Origin of the sequence: Embleya sp. NPDC059237 (assembly GCF_042754105.1) — a bacterium.
GTDB lineage: Bacteria > Actinomycetota > Actinomycetes > Streptomycetales > Streptomycetaceae > Embleya.
This window is the reverse complement of sequence record NZ_JBHZAE010000001.1, coordinates 398,991-415,595: the sequence shown is the minus strand read 5'-3', so window position 1 is coordinate 415,595 and position 16,605 is coordinate 398,991. Positions and strand designations below refer to the sequence as shown.

The following is a 16,605-nucleotide window of genomic DNA, read 5'->3' as shown; positions in this document are numbered from 1 at the left end:
TCGCCGGAAGGCAGTAGAAAGGGACGGCGCCCTTACCAGTCGGTTCGTGGAGGCCGGGAATCATTCCTCGATTCCCGGCCTTCACGCATCTCGTCTCCAGGTCGCAGACAGTCGAGTACTCCCGTACACCCCGTACCACCGCACGACAGCACAACCGCACGGACGCACCACCATGCTCCACCCGGGGCACCGTCGCCCTCTCCCCCCGAGTCGGCCGGCGCCCCCGGCACCAAGCACGTCCGCCGCCCGGGCCCGGTTGCCCGGACGGTCCGTCAGGTGAAGGTTGGCCTTGCAGTGACTCGTACTTCCCTGTTGTCCCTTCGATCCTCGTGTCGTACCCGCCGCCGAATAGTCGCGCTGATCGCGGCGACCGCGCTGGCCGGCGGCCTCGCCGGCTGCGGGAACGACGACGACACCAAACCGTCGGCCGCGGGCACGCCCAAGCAGGGTGGCTCGCTCACGATGAGCCTCCCGGGCGACTCCACGAGCCTGGACCCCTTCTCCACCTCGTACGTGAACGTCGCCGACGGAAGTCGGATGTCCGCGCTGTACGACTCGCTGGTGTGGACCGATCCCACCACCGGCAGCGTGCGCCCGCAGCTCGCCGAGTCGCTGGCCGTCCTCGGCAGCAAAGCCGACACGTGGCGACTCAAGCTCCGCCCCAACGTGAAGTTCAGCGACGGCACGGTGTTGGACGCCGAGGCGGTCCGCTTCAACTGGGACCGGCACAAGGACCCCAAGGTCGGTTCCTTCCAGCGGGGCGCGGCGAGCAACATCCTCTCGCTCACCGTCAGCGACCCGCTCACGCTCGACGTGAAACTGATCTCCGAGAACGCGAACTTCGACCACCTGGTGACCCGTTCGCTCGCGTTCATCGCCTCGCCCACCGCGCTGCGGGCCAGCCCGACCGGAATCGCCGACAAGCCGGTCGGCGCGGGCCCCTACAAGCTGGTGACGTGGGAGCGCGGGGTCAAGCAGACCTTCACCCGCAACCCCGACTACTGGCAGCGCGAGAAGGGGCTGCCGCACCTGGACAACCTGACCATCACCGTCGACACCGACGTCACCCACTCGGTGGCGGCGGTCGACGACGGCAAGACCGATCTCACCGTCGCGGTGGACCCCCTCGCCGTCGCGCAGGGCGAGGACAAGAAGCTCGGCGTGTTGCGGATCGGCCTCAACGGCGGCCAGATGGTCGTGTTCAACATGAACGTCGCGCCGTTCAAGGACCTGCGCGCCCGCCGCGCGTTCGTCTTCGCGTTCAGCGGCGCCGAGATCAACCAGAAGTTCTTCGGCGCCAAGGGCATCCCCGCCAAGGGCATCTTCGCGGCGTCCTCCCCCGTCGCCAACATCCAACTGGCCGCGTCGGAGAACGACAAGCAGCGGGCGAAGGAACTCTTCGACGACGTCACCGCGAACGGCACCAAGCCGATCAAGTTCACGTACTGGGTGCCGCAGGCGCCGGCCTCGATCCGGGTCGCGGAGTACATGAAGCAGGTGCTCGGCACGTATTCCGGCGTCGAGATGGAGGTCAAGGTCGTCGACATCGCGACCTACGTCAAAACCGTCCGCGGCGGCGGCAGCACCGAGTGGCAGGCCGCCCTCGGACAGCAGTGGATCGACGACCCGGAGCCGGGCATCTACGATCTCCTGCACGGCAAGAGCATGACGAACAACAGCGGTTACGAGAACGCCTCGGTCGACACCGCGCTCGAGGACGCGCGCAGGACGACCGACCCCGCGGCCCGACGTGACGCTTACACGCGTGTACAGCTGCAGGTGAACAAGGACATGCCGTTCTGGGTGTACCAGGAAGCGGTCACCGCCGCGATCTACGCCCCCAGGATCACCGGCGTCCAGCTGATGAACGACGGCATCGTCCTGTGGGACCGGATCGGAACCACCGGCTAGTCGTTCCACCTCGTCCCGCCCGGAATCCGTGAACCCGGGCGGGACGCCCCCGGCGCATCCGGGTCCGCCCCTCCCCCGAACCGCGGACGGGCCCGATCCCTCCGCCGATCCGCGCCCTCGCACCACAGCGCTACCGCACTTTTGGAACGACTGCACGACTGCACCGACGCACGACGCACGTTCGAACCCCACAGTGATAGGTAGGTAGGCCGGCAGTGGTACCCGATAAGAAGACACCCTTACCACCAGGACGCCGGGGCCCGCGCCGCCGGCTCTCGCTCGCCCTCGCGCTCGCGGCGACGACGGTGCTGGCCACGGCGGGCTGCGGGCTGGGCTCGTCCGGCTCCAAGGGCTCGTCCGGCGAGCCTCCACACGGCGGTTCGGTGACGATCCTGATGCCGGGAGAGGAACGCGGGCTCGATCCGTTCACCGCGTCCTACTCCAGCATCGCCGACTCGAACCGACTCTCAGCGCTGTACGACGTCCTCGTGTGGACCGATCCGACCACCGGCGGGGTGCGCCCGAAACTGGCCGAGTCGCTGGTGTCGGACCAGACCTCGCGGATCTGGACGCTGACGCTGCGCCCGGACGTGCGCTTCACCGACGGCAGCCTGCTCGACGCCGGCACGGTCAAGGCCAACTGGGAGGCGCATCGTGATCCTTCGGTGCGTTCGCTGGTCGGCGGCCCGCTGCAGAAGGTGCAGCTGACCGAGGTGTCGGCGCTCCAGCTCAAGATCGAACTCCCTTCTCCCAACGCGAACTTCGACCACACGGTCGCCCGCAACCTGTCGTTCGTGGCGCCCCGGCGGCTCGCCGCCACCCCGGAGGGCCGCTTCGAGCTCAAGCACGCGCCGGTCGGCGCGGGCCCGTTCAAGCTCAAGAGCTGGGAGCCGGGCAGGGAACTGCGTCTGGAGCGCAACCCCCAGTACTGGCAACACGATCGCCCCTATCTGGACGAGGTGGTCTTCCGGGTCGACAAGGACGCGGAGTCGGGCAACAAGACGATCCGCGCGAAGCGGGCCGACCTCACGCTGAGCACCGATCCGCAGAGCATCGCCCAGGCCCGCGCGGACGGGCTCGTCGTGGAGGACGCCCGGCTCAACGGCGGCCTGATGGTCGCCTTCAACGTGCGCAAGGGCCCCTTCCAGGACCCGAACGCCCGCCGGGCGGTGGCGCTCGCGCTGAGCAGTACGGAGATCAACCGGCGCTTCTACGGCGGCCGGGACGACTCGGCGCGGGGCATCTTCGACGCCTCCTCGCCGCTGGCGAACGTCAACCTGGCCGCGCCGGAGAACCGGCCGGAGGAGGCCAGGGCGCTGTTCGCGCAGATCACCGCGAACGGGAAGAAGCCGTTCGTCTTCCGCTATCTGGTGCCCGACGCGGGCAAGATGCGGGACACCGCCGAATACATCCGGCAGACCCTGGAGGGCTATCCGGGCGTGACCGTGATCGTCGAGGTCACCGACATGGCCTCGCTGGTGACCCGACTGGCCGGCAACGACTTCGACGCCACGGTGTGTCAGCTGTGGGCCGACGACGTGGAACCGACGATCTATCAATTCCTGTACAGCAAGGCCGGGTTGAGCAATATCACCGGCTACGCCAACGACGTCGTGGACGCCGCCCTCGAGGACGGCCGACGCTCCACCGACGCCGCCTCGCGACGCGACGCCTACACCCGGCTGCAGAACCAGGTCAATCGTGATCTGCCGTTCTGGGTCTACTCGTCGGCGGTGATCGGAGCGGTGCACCGCTCCGACGTGGTCGGGATCCAGCTGTACAACGACGGGCTGATCCACTTCGACGCCATCGGGCGGCGCTGATGGACGGCTGACCCCACAAACCCGGCCGGGTGGCCGCCACGACGCCGCGTTTCGGGCGCCGCGGGCACCACCCGGTCGTGCACCACCGCACCACCACATCCGGTCCGAACGGGGACCGGTGTGCCTTGTGACAACGGAGGAGTCACATGAGCAAGCACCACGGCACCATCGCACGACGGCGTACGGCGACCCTCGCCGGCGCCTCGGTCCTGGCCCTGACCCTCGCCGCGTGCGGCGGTGGTGACGACGCCCCGGGCGGAAAGGCGGACCCGAACGCCTCGGCGGGCGCGAAGAAGGGCGGCAACCTCACCCTGCTGACCGTGTCCGACGCCCGCAGCATGACGCCGTTCAACGCGTCCTACGCGGCGGTCACCGACCTCAACCGCATGCTCGCGGTCTACGACGCGCTGTTCTACGTGGACAACACGCAGAACAAGGTCGTCCCGCAGATCGGCGAGAGCCTGAAGAGCGACGACGGCGGCAAGACCTGGGAGCTGAAGGTCAAGCCGAACGTCAAGTTCAGCGACGGCACCCCGCTGGACGCGGCGGCGGTCAAGTTCAACTGGGAGATGCACGCCAAGCCGGAGGTACTCAGCCAGCACCGCCCGGCGGCGTCCGGCCTGGGGTTGGAGGTGGCCGACCCGCTGACGCTCAAGGTCACCCTGCCGATGCCGAACGCCAACTTCGACCGCACCGTGGCCACGGAGTTGTCCTACATCGAGTCGCCCAAGCAGTACGGGATCGACCCGAAGGGCGAACGGCCGGTCGGCGCGGGCCCGTTCATCCTCAAGACCTGGAACCGGGACAGTCAGATGGTGTTCGAGAAGAACCCCAACTATTGGCAGGGCGCCGACAAACCGTATCTGGACACGCTGACCATCAAGGTGGTCAACGACGTCAAGCAGCAGGTCGACACGATCAAGGCCGGCGGCGCCGACATCACCTTCACGATCGACGCGCAAAAGACCAAGGCCGCCCAGGAAGCGGGCCTGGGCGTCACGCCGTTCACCCTCGACGGCGGCCAGATGATCGTGTTCAACACCTCGCAGGCGCCGTTCGACGACCCGCGCGCCCGCCGTGCGGTCGCGCTCGCGCTCGACCCGGCCGACCTGAACCAGAAGATGTTCGCGGGCACGGCGACCCCGGCCAAGAGCATCTTCCACAGCGGCAAGAACTTCACCGACTCCACCGCCGTGCAGCCGAGCCCGAACAAGGTCGAGGCGCAAAAGCTCTTCGACGAGCTGGCGGGCGAGGGCAAGCCGGTCAAGTTCAACTACCTGGTCCCGGAGAACCCGACCTCCAACGCGACCTCCGAATACACCATGACGGCGCTGAACGCCTTCAAGAACGTCGAGGTCAAGCTCGACAAGGCCGAGGTCGGCAGTTACTACCTGCGACTGACGGTGCAGAAGAACTACACCGCGGCGCTCTACCAGATCTGGTCGAGCGACCCGGAACCGATCCTGTTCAACAGCCTGTTCTCACAGACCCCGCTGAACTTCACCGGCTACAAGAGCCCCGAGGCGGACGCGGCGCTGATCAAGGGCCGCTCCACCACCGACGAGACGGTGCGCAAGGCCGCCTACGCGGATCTGCAGAAGGCGCTGGTCAAGGACCTGCCGATGCTCGCCTACCAGGAGGCGGTCACCAACATCATCTCCGGCCCCCGGGCCGTGGGTGTGGTCGGCGTCCAGGACGGTGGCATGCTGATGGACCGGGTCGGGCTGAAGTAGCCGATCCCGCGCGCCGGATCGACCCCGGCCGGATCCGACGCATCGTCACCGACGGTGTCCGGGAGGCCCGTTCGCACATCGCGGACGGGCTTCCCGGCCGGTTCCGCAGGGCTGTGCGGGGCAAGGTTCCGACACGATTCAACGACTGCCTGTAACGATGTAACAGATCGGCGTACAGGTCGTGCATGTTGCGCCGAGTGGATCTACGGTGTGCCGCACGCAGTACCGATTCGGCAGTCCCCGCTCCACGCTCCACGCTCCACGCTCAAGGCTCCCGGCACCACTTGTGTTGTTCCCCGGCGGAGGTGGCAAGAACGTTGTCTGCACGACGCACGACCGCACGTCGCACTGCTCTGGTCTCGATGACGCTGGCTCTCGGCATCACGGCCACCGCGTGTGGCGGTTCGGACGACTCGAAGTCCTCGGGCGGCAATCAGTCCGCGGTCCAGGGCGAGGCCAAGTCCGGCGGCGGCATGACCATGCTGGCCGTCCAGGACTCCGCCTCGCTCGACCCGTTCAAGGCTTCCTCGGTCGCGGTGGCGGACGAGCCGCGCCTGGCCGCGCTGTACGACCCGCTTTTCTACATAGACAAGGACAACTCGGTCAAGCCGCACCTGGGTGAGGCGCTGACCACCGCGGACAACGGCAAGACGTGGCTGCTCAAGCTCCGTCCCGGAGTCGTATTCTCCGACGGCACGCCGCTGAACGCCGAGGCGGTCAAAACCAACTGGGACATGCACGCCAAGGCCGACGTACAGTCCCTGCACCGCCAGATCGCCGCCGGGCTGACCACCAAGGTGGTCGACCCGAACACCATCGAGATCACCCCGCTCGGCATGCCGAACGCCAACCTCGACCGGGCGATCGCGATCGACCTGACCTACATCGCCTCGCCCGCCTCGCTGGCCAAGGGTCCGGACGAGTACCGCAACCGGCCCGTGGGCGCGGGGCCGTTCAAGCTGGAGAGCTGGACGCGCGGCAGCCAACAGGTCTTCGTCAAGAACGACAAGTACTGGCAGAAGGACAAGGGTCTGCCCAAGCTGGACAAGCTGACGATCAAGAACGTGCCGGACATCAAGCAGCAGTACAGCACGGTCACCAGCGGTGGCGCCGACGTGTTCGTCAGCTCCGACAACGCCACCATCGCGCAGGCGGAGAAGGAGATCGGCGTCGTCCAGCGCACGGTCGACGGCGGCCAGATGATCCAGTTCAACATGACCCGGCCCCCGTTCGACGACCTGCGGGCACGCCAGGCGATCACGCTGGCCCTGGACCCGGCCGGCATCCCCAAGACGCTCGCCAACGGCTACGTGCCGGCGAAGGGCTTCTTCGCCCAGAAGTCGCCGTTCTACGACCCGGCCGCCGTGCAGGCCGCACCGGACAAGGCCAAGGCCAAGCAGCTCTTCGACGAGCTGGAGCGGGAGGGCAAGAAGGTCGAGTTCAGCTACCTGCTGCCGCAGAACCCGTCGTCGATCAAGGTCGCCGAGTGGATGCAGACCCAGCTGGCCGACTACAAGAACGTGTCGATGAAGCTGGAGCCGCTGGAGATCGGCGCGTATGTCGAGAAGTACGCGTTCCGCAAGGACTTCCAGGCGATGCTCTTCCAGCAGTGGCTGGCCGACCCCGAACCGGTGACGTTCAACAACTGGTTCTCCAAGAGCCCGACCAACTTCGTCGGCTGGAAGAGCGACGCGGTGGACACCGCGCTGCTGACCGGCCGCAACTCCACCGACCCGGCCGTGCGCAAGAAGGCCGCCTCGGACCTGAGCAAGGCGATGGTCGCCGACCTGCCGGCGTGGACCTACGCGGAGTCCTCGATCGCGGTGATCTCCAACAAGAAGATCACCGGCGTCGTGCAGTTCAACACCGGCGTCTTCTTCATGGACCGGATCGGGTTCAAGTAGTCGCCGAACCCTCGCGCGCGTCGGCCCCCTCCCGGGTACGGGAGGGGGCCGACGCGCGTCACGCGGTGGGAAACGGCGCCTCGGGCAGCTCGCGCGCCACCCGGGCGGCCAGCGCGCGCACCGCCGCGTCCGCCGGGAAGGCGCCCACCAATGCCTCGACGGTGCGCCGCAACCGCACGATCAGTCGCTCCGAGCGCACTTGGAAGGCGATCTCCAGGGCCGCCGCGGCCTGTTCCACCGCGGCCCCCGGGTTGCGCTCGATCAGGAACACGGTGGCCAACCCCACCCGGGCGAGCGCCAGGCTGCGCACGTACTCGTCGGTGCCCATGAGCAGCCGCACCGCCTCGCCCAGCCGCTCCTTCGCCGGGGCCACGAACTCCGGCCTGGTGTAGGCGAGATCCCGGAACGCGTGACCGCTCTCGGCGAGCAGTTCGGCCCGGTCGAAGTAGCGGATCCAGTCCGGCTCGAACTCCGCCCTGGTATCGGCCAATGCCTGCTCGGCCAGCCCCAGCGCGCGCCGACATCGGTCCGCGTCGCCGAGCGCGGCATACGCCCGGCCCTCCAGCGCGTACAACATCGCCTGGAGCGCGGTGCCGCCGGTGTCCCGGCTGCCGTACTGCGCCAGATGGATCAACTCCAGTGCGTCCTCGGACAGTTCGTAGTGGATCATCTGCCGCGACATCACCCCGAGCACATTGGCCCCGAACGGCGCGTCGTCGCACTCCTTCGCGGCGTGCAGCGCGAGCACCATGTACTTCTGCGCGCCCGGCTGCAGGCCGGTGTCGTAGGACATCCACCCGGCCAGCAGCGCGAGTTCGGCGGTCAGCCCGAGCAGCCGGGCGCGCACGGCGGGCGGATGTTCGTCGCGCAGCAGGTCGGTGAGCCCGTTGAGCTGCCCGATCACCGCCTTGCGCCGCAGTCCGCCGCCGCCCTGCATGTCCCAGCGCCGAAACAGCCGCACCGTCTCGTCCAAGTGCTCGGTCGCACCGGCCGGCAGCCGCGCGAAGCGCCTCGGCCTCGCGCCCCGCGCGCTCCCCGGGCGGCCCGGGACCACGGCGGGGAGCGATACCGGCAGCGGTGCCGACCAGCGCTGCAGCGGCTCGACCAGGTCCCGGCCCGCGGCCAGCCGCAGCGCGGGGCCGACGAACTCCTGGCGGCCCAGCAGCAGATCGCCGCGCGTGTACTCGCCGAGGATGTCCACCACCGTCTCGAAGGTCCACGGCAGGTCCACGCCGAAGTCGCCGTGCGGCTCGTCCGGCTCGCGCAGCCCTAGTTCGTCGATGCTGACCACGCGCCCGAAACGCCGGGTGAACAGCTCGGCCAGGATCTGCGGTATCGGCTCGCGCGGCTGCTCGCCGTCCAGCCAGCGGCGCACCCGCGAGGTGTCGGTGCTGACGTGCGGGGCGGAGATCGCCTTCGCGTGGCGGTTGACCTGGCGCGCCAGTTCGCCCTTCGACCAGCCGCTGCGCGCGAACCAGGCCGCGAGCCGATCGTTGGGCTGCCGCCCGCCGTCCGGCTCGGGTTCGTCGGCGCACCCGCCGTCCCGCGCTCGCGTCGTCGCCACCGCATCGCCCCCATGCCCTCAGCGGTCCGGCCGGTCAGGCGTCGGGCCCCGATGGGAAACCGTACGCGCAGGCCCGTTCGCCGAACGTATTCCGACTCGCGCGCAGGTGTCGGTCGATACCGCAAACGCCACGCTTCGCCACCCCGCGCGCCCGGGACGCGCTACGGGGGAGGCCGCGTTTGACTGATCGGCGACGCGGTGTCACCGACGGCTGCCCGTTGCCGCCGTTCATATCGCGCGGACACCACGATCGTCGAGGTGACCTTATGCGATCACAGCGTAACCAAAAGTAATGAGTGCCGTTGGGGAGGACATGGACATCATGCTCGGATCGCGCCGGCGCACGCGGGCCGCACTGTGGCAGGCGGTGGCCGAGTTCGCGGAGGAACGCGGCTGGCCGGTGGCCCAGGGGGCACATCTGGTCCGCGACGGACGCGGCACCCACTGTTCGTGCGGCCGCCGTACGTGTGCCGCGCCGGGCATGCACCCGGCCGACCCGCGCTGGTCCGAACGGGCCACCGCGTCACCGGCGGCGGTGCGCTACCTGTGGTCGCAGTGGCCGGACAGCACCGTGGTGGTCCCCACGGGTCGGGCCTTCGACGCGATCAGCGTGCCGCGCGCGGCGGGCGCGAGGGCGCTGGTCCGCCTGGAACGTATGGGCACCCCGCTGGGCCCGGTCCTGGCCACCCCGACCGGCCGGCTGGCGTTCCTGGTCGCCCCCGGAGCCGCCGCCGAACTCCCGCATCTGCTCTACCAAATGGGCTGGGACGACGCCGACCTCGACCTACGCTGCCACGGCACGGGCGACTACGTCTTCGCCCCACCATCCCCCATGGGCCTGCTCGGCCCGGTCGAATGGATCCGCCCCCCATCCCCAGGCACCCCAGTCCTCCCCGAAGCCCGCCTGCTCCTGGGCACCCTCGCCTACACCTGCCACCGCCAGGACACGCCCCCCACAGGCCGATCCCTGTGGCTGGCCTCCTAACCAATCCAGCCCACCCGGCACCTGAGAACGCCCGAAACAACCGGCGACGCAGCCCGACCCAACCAAACCCAGCCCGCGCGGCACTTGAGAACACCCGGCCGGAGACCACCACAAACAGCAGCCTCCGACACCCAAAACACCCGGCCCCTCAGCCCGTCCGGCGCTTGAGGACACCGGGCCGGAGGCCACCACCCAACCACGGCCTCCGGCGCAAACGGCACCCAGCCCCTCAGCCCGTCCGGCGCTTGAGGACACCCGAAACAGCCGGCGACGCGGCCCCAGCCAAACAAACCCAGCCCGTCCGGCGCTTGAGGACACCAGGCCGGAGGCCACCACCCAACCGCCGCCTCCGGCGCAAACGGCACCCGAACCATCCAGCCCGTCCGGCGTTCGAGGACACCCCGGCGCGGGCGAAGCCCAACCGCAGCCCGAAGACCCGCGCGCTCCGCGCCAAACCGCGCCTACTCCCCAATGAGCGCGTCCACGAACGCCGACGGCTCGAACGGCGCCAGATCGTCCGGCCCCTCCCCAAGCCCGATCAACTTCACCGGCACGCCCAACTCCCGCTGCACCGAAACCACGATGCCCCCCTTGGCGGTCCCGTCCAGCTTCGTGAGCACGATGCCGGTGATGTCCACCACCTCCGCGAACACCCGAGCCTGGACCAGCCCGTTCTGCCCGGTCGTGGCATCCAGCACGAGCAGCACCTCGTCCACCGGCCCGTGCTTCTCCACCACTCGCTTGACCTTGCCCAGCTCGTCCATCAGCCCGGTCTTGGTGTGCAGTCGCCCGGCGGTGTCCACGAGCACCGTGTCCACGCCCTCGGCGATGCCTTCCTTGACCGCGTCGAACGCGACGCTGGCCGGGTCCCCGGCCTCCGGCCCCCGCACGGTACGCGCGCCGACCCGCTCGCCCCACGTCTGCAACTGGTCGGCCGCCGCGGCCCGGAACGTATCCGCCGCGCCCAGCACCACGCTGCGCCCGTCGGCCACCAGCACCCGGGCCAGCTTGCCCGTCGTGGTGGTCTTCCCGGTCCCGTTGACGCCCACCACCAGCACCACGGCCGGCCGGTCGCCCGTCTCTCCCCCGGTGTGCCGGGCGGTCTTCAGCGTACGGTCCAGGTCCGGCCCGACCAGCGTGAGCAGCTCCTCGTGCAACAACGCCCGCAGATCGGCCGGCGTCCGAGTACCGAGCACCTTCACCCGGGTACGGAGCCGGTCCACCAGCTCCTGCGTGGACGCGACGCCGACGTCGGCGGTCAGCAGGGTGTCCTCGATCTCCTCCCAGGTGTCCTCGTCCAAGTGCTCGCGCGCGAGCAGGGCCAGCAGCCCCTTGCCCAGCGAGGTCTGCGAACGGGCCAGCCGGGCCCGCAGCCGGACCAGCCGGCCGGCGGTGGGGTCGGGAATCTCCAGCGGCGCCGGTTCCGGCTCGGCCGGCACCACCACCGTGGTCTCCGGCAGGTCGACCGTGGCGACGGTACGCCGCGGCGCCTCGACGCTCGGCGCGGCCTCGTCACCGACACCCGGCTCGACCGGCGTGCGCGGCGGCGCCGGCGGGACGCCCTTGCGGCGCGAGCCGACCACGAACCAGCCGGCGGTGCCGAGGACGACAAGGGCAATGACGACGATCAGGATCACAGTCTCCATAGGACCTCCAGTCTCCCAGACCACCCGGCGGCGAACCGCGACCGGCCGCCTCCGGCGGGTCCTCGCCCGGCGGGCGCTGCGATCACCCGGAGACCGTTGAATCCTGACACTGCGTCAGATAGCTTGCCGATGCCAAGCACCGTCCGGCCGACGACACGTGTCCGAGACGGCTCGGCCCGACCCGGAAGGTGTTCACGGTCCATGGCTGTCACGAATCTGCGGTTCAACCAGGTGCTCCCCGGTCTCGACCGGCAGGAGATGTCCGCCCGCTATCGGGCCACCGTCGAGATGGCGGCCTTCGCGGACAAGAACGGGTTCGACATGATCAGCCTGGAGGAGCACCACGGCGCGGACAACGCCTGGAGCCCGTCACCGCTGAGCACCGCAGGCGCGATCTTCGGCGCCACCGAGCGCATCGGCGTGATCGTCTGCGCGCTGCTCGCCCCGCTCTACGACCCGATCCGGCTCGCCGAGGACATCGCCGTCCTGGACAACATCAGTGGCGGCCGGCTCTCCCTCGTCGCGGGCATCGGCTACCGGCCCGAGGAGTACGCGGCGCTCGGCAAGGAGTGGAAGCGACGCGGCAAAATCCAGGACGAGGTCCTGGAGACCCTGCTCAAGGCCTGGACCGGCGAGCCGTTCGAATACCGCGGCACCACCGTACGGGTGACCCCGAAGCCGTTCACCGACCCGCACCCGATGGTCATGGTCGGCGGCACCGCGAAGGCGTCCGTGCGCCGCGCGGTCCGGCTGCGCCTGCCGTTCTACGCGGCGGCACCGATCCCGGAGCTGGAGCAGTACTACTACGAACTCGCCGCGGAGGAGGGCTTCGAGGGCGGCTTCGCGATCCTGCCGCCGGTGAAGACCCGGATGATCCACTGCACCGAGGACCCGGACAAGGCGTGGGCCGAGTACGGCGAATACTTCCTGCACGAGGCCACCACCTACGCCGGCTGGCAGACCCCCGACATCGCCTCCGTCGTCGAGTCGTCGGCCACCACCGTGGCGGCGCTGCGCGAGGAGGGCATCTACTGCTGCCTCACCCCCGACGAGTGTGTCGAGATCGGGCAGGTCGGCGGCCTCACCGACGCGCTGATCCTGCACCCGCTGGTCGGCGGCCTGCCGATCGACGCGGGCTGGGCCAGCCTGCAGCTGTTCAACGACAAGGTCATGCCGCGCAACGTCCCGGCGTGACACCCACCGAGGGCCCCGCTCCACCCCGGAGCGCGGCCCTCGTCCGGTCCGGGCCCGTCCGCACCGCCCGGGTGTATCTCAGCGCACCGCCCCGCTCATCGGCTCGGCGTGCTCCGTCGCCTCCCGTCGGTCCTCCTGTCGCAACCGCTGGCTGATCACCGTCGTCACGCCGTCGCCGCGCATCGAGACGCCGTAGAGCGCGTCGGCGACCTCCATCGTGCGCTTTTGGTGCGTGATCACGATCAGCTGCGAACTCTCCCGCAGCTCGGCGAAGATCCCGATCAGCCGCTGGAGGTTCATGTCGTCCAGCGCCGCCTCGACCTCGTCCATCACATAGAACGGACTGGGCCGGGCCTTGAAGATCGCCACGAGCAGGGCCACCGCGGTCAGCGAACGTTCGCCGCCGGACAACAGCGACAGCCGCTTGACCTTCTTGCCCGGCGGCCGGGCCTCGACCTCGATGCCCGTGGTCAGCATGTCCTCCGGGTCGGTGAGCACCAACCGCCCCTCGCCGCCGGGGAACAGCCGGGCGAACACCCCCACGAACTCCCGCGCGGTGTCGTGGAAGGCCGCGGTGAAGACCTGCTCGACCCGCTCGTCCACCTCCTTGACCACGGTCATCAGATCGCGGCGGGTCTTCTTCAGATCCTCCAACTGCTCGGTCAGGAAGTTGTGCCGCTCCTCCAGCGCGGCGAACTCCTCCAACGCGAGCGGATTCACCTTGCCGAGCTGTACATGCGCCTTCTCCGCCGCGCGCAGCCGCTTCTCCTGCTCGGCCCGGACGTACGGACGCGGCCGCGCCTCGGCCGAATCCGGATCGCGCGTCTCGCCCTCGGCGGGCAACGACGCGGGCACGAGGCGGTCCGGGCCGTACTCGGCGACCAGCCCCTCCGCCTCGATCCCGTGCTCCTCCAACGACCGGGCCTCCAACTGCTCGACCCGCAACCGTTTCTCCGCCCGCAACATCTCGTCCCGGTGCACCGAGTCGGTCAACTTCTCCAACTCGGCGGCGAACTCCCGGGACCGACCCCGCTCGCGGGCCAGATCCGCCTCGCACGCGGCCCGCGCCGCCTCCGCCGCCTCGCGCTCGCCGCCGGCCCGCGCCAACGACGCCTCGACGTGGCGCAACAGCGTCTCCGCGCCCACGAGCACCGCCCGCGCGATCCGCGCCTCCACCGCCAACCGCTCCCGGCGCCGCGCGGCCGCCGCGCGCGCCTCCCGCTCCGCCCGCGCGCCGCGGTCCAGCGCGTCGGCCCGACCCGCGAGCGAGCGCACCCGCTCCTCATGGGTGCGCACCGCGAGCCGGGCCTCCATCTCGGCCTGCCGCGCGGCGCTCGCCGCGCCCGCGAGCCGATCGCGCTCGGCGTGGTCCGGCTCCTCATCGCCCTCGGCCGCGTTGTACTCCTCGGCGCTCTCCAGCCGGGCCGCCAACTCCTCGGCCTTCGCCTCCTCCTGCTCCCGCGCCGCCTCGGCCGTGGCCACCGCGCCCGCCAACCGCTCGGCCTCACCCGCCGCCGCCCGGGCCTGTCCGCCGAGCCGGCCCAACTGCTGCGCGGCCGCGGCCGCCCGGCGCTCCGCCTCGCGCCGCTCCGCCCGGGCCCGCTCGACCGCCGCCGCGGCCTCCCGCCGGCCCGCCACCGCGTCGGCCAGCGCGTCCTTGGCCGTGGCGCACCCCCGGGCCAACACGTCCAGCCGCGCGACCGCCTCGTCCACCGCGGCCTGCACCTCCAGCAGGCTCGGCGCACCGGCCGACCCGCCGGACGCAAAGCCCTCGCCGACCAGATCCCCGTCCCGGGTCACCGCCCGCACCCCGGGCACCGCCCGGACCAGGTCCGCCGCGGCGCCGAGGTCGTCGACCACCGCGACCCGATCGAGCAGCACGGCCAGCGCCCCGCGCAACGCCTCGGGAACGACCACCAACCGCGTCGCGTACACCGCTCCCGCCGGCAGCGCGGGCCACCCGTCCGGCCCCCCGGCCGCCGGCCCCTCCGCCGCGGCCCCGGCGAGCACCAGCGCCGCCCGCCCCGCGTCGTCCTTGCGCAGCAGCCGCAACGCGTCCACGGCCGGCTCCACGCCGTCCACCGCGACCGCCTCCGAGGCCGCCCCCAGGGCCGCCGCCACCGCCTGCTCGGCGCCGTGCTCCACGGTGATCAGCGCGGCCACCGTGCCGAGCACGCCAAAGAGCCGGTCACCGGCCGCGAGCAGCGCACCGCTACCGTCCCGGCGGCGCAACGCCGGCTCCAACGCCTCCTTGCGCGCGGTCACCGCCGACCGCTCCCGCTCCACCGCCTGCTCCGCGTCACGCGCCCGGGCCAACTCCTCCTCCGCGGCGGCCAGCGCCTCCTCGGCGAGCGCCAACCGGGCCTCGATCGCGGCAAGCCCGGACCCGCCGGCACCGTCCTCGGGCGAACCCTCGACCCCGAGCCGCAGCTCCTCGTACTCCTCGCGCGCCGCGACCGCCCGCTCCCGCGCCTCGTCCCGGGCGCCCGCCAGCCGTCCGATCTCGGCCTCCGCGGCGGCCACCCGGCTGCGCGCGGCGCCGACCTGTCCGACCAGCCGGGCCAGTCCCTCCCTGCGGTCCGCAAGCGCCCGGGCGACCACCTTGAGCCGGCCCTCCTCGGCGACCAAGGCCCGCTCCAGCTCGCCGCGGCGCTCCACCGTCTCGGCCAGTTCGACCTGCGCCGACTCCAGCGCGGCGGCCAACTCCGCCTCCTGCTCGCGGATACGCTCGGCCTCGCGCTCCATCTCCTCCGGGTCGCGCCCCCGCCGCTCGTCGGCCGGCGCCGCGCTCGCGTGCCGCAGCCGCTGGCCCGCAAGCCCCGCCGTCCCACGCACCCGTTCGGCCAGCGCGGACAGCGTGTACCAGGTCTCCTGCGCCCGGGCCAGGCGCGGCGCCATCGCCCGCACCTCGGCCTCCAGTTCGGCCTCCCGGGCCTGGACCACGCCCAACTCGCGCTCGACCACCGTGCGCCGCTCGCGCAGCGCCGTCTCGTCGGCGACCTCCTCGGCCAGCGCCCGCCGTAGTGCCACCAGGTCGTCGGCGAGCAGCCGCAGCCGCGCATCCCGCAGATCGGCCTGGATCGCCGCCGCCCGCCGGGCCACCTGGGCCTGCCGGCCGAGCGGCTTGAGCTGCCTGCGCAGCTCGCCCGTCAGGTCCTGGACCCGGTTCAGGTTCGCCTGCATCGCGTCCAGCTTGCGCAGCGCCTTCTCCTTGCGCTTGCGATGCTTGAGGACGCCCGCGGCCTCCTCGATGAACGCGCGGCGCCCGGTGGGGTCGGCCTGCAACACGGAGTCGAGCCGGCCCTGGCCGACGATCACGTGCATCTCCCGACCGATCCCGGAGTCGGAGAGCAGTTCCTGGATGTCGAGCAGCCGACAGGTGCTGCCGTTGATCTCGTACTCGGAGCCGCCGTTGCGGAACATCCGCCGGGTGATGGTGACTTCGGCGTAGTCGATGGGCAGCGCGCCGTCGGTGTTGTCGATGGTCAGGCTCACCTCGGCCCGCCCGAGCGGCGGCCGGCCGGCGGTGCCGGCGAAGATGACATCCTCCATCTTGCCGCCGCGCAGCGTCTTGGCGCCCTGCTCGCCCATCACCCACGACAGCGCGTCGACCACGTTCGACTTGCCGGAGCCGTTGGGCCCCACCACGCACGTGATGCCGGGCTCGAAGCGCAGCGTCGTCGCCGACGCGAAGGACTTGAAGCCACGCAGGGTCAGACTCTTGAGGTGCACGCGACAAAAGGGTAGTCGGCGGTGCCCACACGATGGCCGCGCTCCGTCGACGGGACGGCGTGTCGAGTGCCCCGTATGGGGGTATCAAACGCTGGAAGCGAGCGGGTGGGCGG

General features: G+C 70.8%; 9 protein-coding genes. 6 read left to right on the top strand and 3 right to left on the bottom strand.

Annotation, left to right across the window (positions count from 1 at the left end; translation table 11 throughout):
• Positions 1-294: 294 nt before the first annotated feature.
• The 4 genes from ACFXKZ_RS01785 (at position 295) to ACFXKZ_RS01770 (ending at position 7,371) form a co-directional block, all read left to right on the top strand.
• Positions 295-1,911, top strand: coding sequence for an ABC transporter substrate-binding protein (locus ACFXKZ_RS01785; protein ID WP_379995267.1), 1,617 nt, complete (start codon positions 295-297; stop codon positions 1,909-1,911).
• Positions 1,912-2,126: 215 nt separating this feature from the next.
• Positions 2,127-3,734: an ABC transporter substrate-binding protein gene (locus ACFXKZ_RS01780; RefSeq protein ID WP_379995265.1), complete on the top strand. Its 1,608-nt coding sequence runs from the start codon at positions 2,127-2,129 to the stop codon at positions 3,732-3,734.
• Between the two features lie 146 nt (positions 3,735-3,880).
• The gene (locus ACFXKZ_RS01775; protein ID WP_379995263.1) at positions 3,881-5,467 is read left to right on the top strand and encodes an ABC transporter substrate-binding protein; all 1,587 of its coding nucleotides are present in this window, start codon (positions 3,881-3,883) and stop codon (positions 5,465-5,467) included.
• A gap of 362 nt (positions 5,468-5,829) precedes the next feature.
• The gene (locus ACFXKZ_RS01770) at positions 5,830-7,371 is read left to right on the top strand and encodes an ABC transporter substrate-binding protein (protein ID WP_379995261.1); all 1,542 of its coding nucleotides are present in this window, start codon (positions 5,830-5,832) and stop codon (positions 7,369-7,371) included.
• Between the two features lie 58 nt (positions 7,372-7,429).
• Here ACFXKZ_RS01770 and ACFXKZ_RS01765 read toward each other — a convergent pair whose 3' ends face one another.
• The gene (locus ACFXKZ_RS01765) at positions 7,430-8,935 is read right to left on the bottom strand and encodes a hypothetical protein (RefSeq protein ID WP_379995259.1); all 1,506 of its coding nucleotides are present in this window, start codon (positions 8,933-8,935) and stop codon (positions 7,430-7,432) included.
• Positions 8,936-9,227: 292 nt separating this feature from the next.
• On the opposite strand from ACFXKZ_RS01765, the gene ACFXKZ_RS01760 reads away from it, so the two are divergent.
• On the top strand, positions 9,228-9,920 hold the full coding sequence (locus ACFXKZ_RS01760) for a bifunctional DNA primase/polymerase (RefSeq protein WP_379995257.1): 693 nt from the start codon (positions 9,228-9,230) through the stop codon (positions 9,918-9,920).
• A gap of 461 nt (positions 9,921-10,381) precedes the next feature.
• Here the strand turns inward: ACFXKZ_RS01760 and ftsY are convergent, their stop codons facing one another.
• Entirely contained in the window at positions 10,382-11,566 is a 1,185-nt protein-coding gene (ftsY, locus tag ACFXKZ_RS01755) for a signal recognition particle-docking protein FtsY (RefSeq protein ID WP_379995255.1), read from the bottom strand.
• Between the two features lie 201 nt (positions 11,567-11,767).
• Between ftsY and ACFXKZ_RS01750 the strand changes: the two genes are divergently transcribed.
• Entirely contained in the window at positions 11,768-12,760 is a 993-nt protein-coding gene (locus ACFXKZ_RS01750) for an LLM class flavin-dependent oxidoreductase (RefSeq protein ID WP_379995253.1), read from the top strand.
• A 78-nt stretch (positions 12,761-12,838) separates the two neighbouring features.
• Here the strand turns inward: ACFXKZ_RS01750 and smc are convergent, their stop codons facing one another.
• Positions 12,839-16,492 carry a chromosome segregation protein SMC gene (gene smc / locus ACFXKZ_RS01745; RefSeq protein WP_379995251.1) on the bottom strand — a complete coding sequence of 1,218 codons (3,654 nt, stop codon included), beginning with the start codon at positions 16,490-16,492 and terminating at the stop codon, positions 12,839-12,841.
• Positions 16,493-16,605 lie beyond the last annotated feature (113 nt).

Bases quoted from the DNA above. Each gene is read 5' to 3' on its own strand.
- ACFXKZ_RS01775 (WP_379995263.1), top strand. From the start codon at position 3,881: ATGAGCAAGCACCACGGCACCATCGCACGACGGCGTACGGCGACCCTC.
- ACFXKZ_RS01750 (WP_379995253.1), top strand. From the start codon at position 11,768: ATGGCTGTCACGAATCTGCGGTTCAACCAGGTGCTCCCCGGTCTCGAC.
- ftsY (WP_379995255.1), bottom strand. From the start codon at position 11,566: ATGGAGACTGTGATCCTGATCGTCGTCATTGCCCTTGTCGTCCTCGGC.
- ACFXKZ_RS01760 (WP_379995257.1), top strand. From the start codon at position 9,228: ATGAGTGCCGTTGGGGAGGACATGGACATCATGCTCGGATCGCGCCGG.
- ACFXKZ_RS01770 (WP_379995261.1), top strand. From the start codon at position 5,830: ATGACGCTGGCTCTCGGCATCACGGCCACCGCGTGTGGCGGTTCGGAC.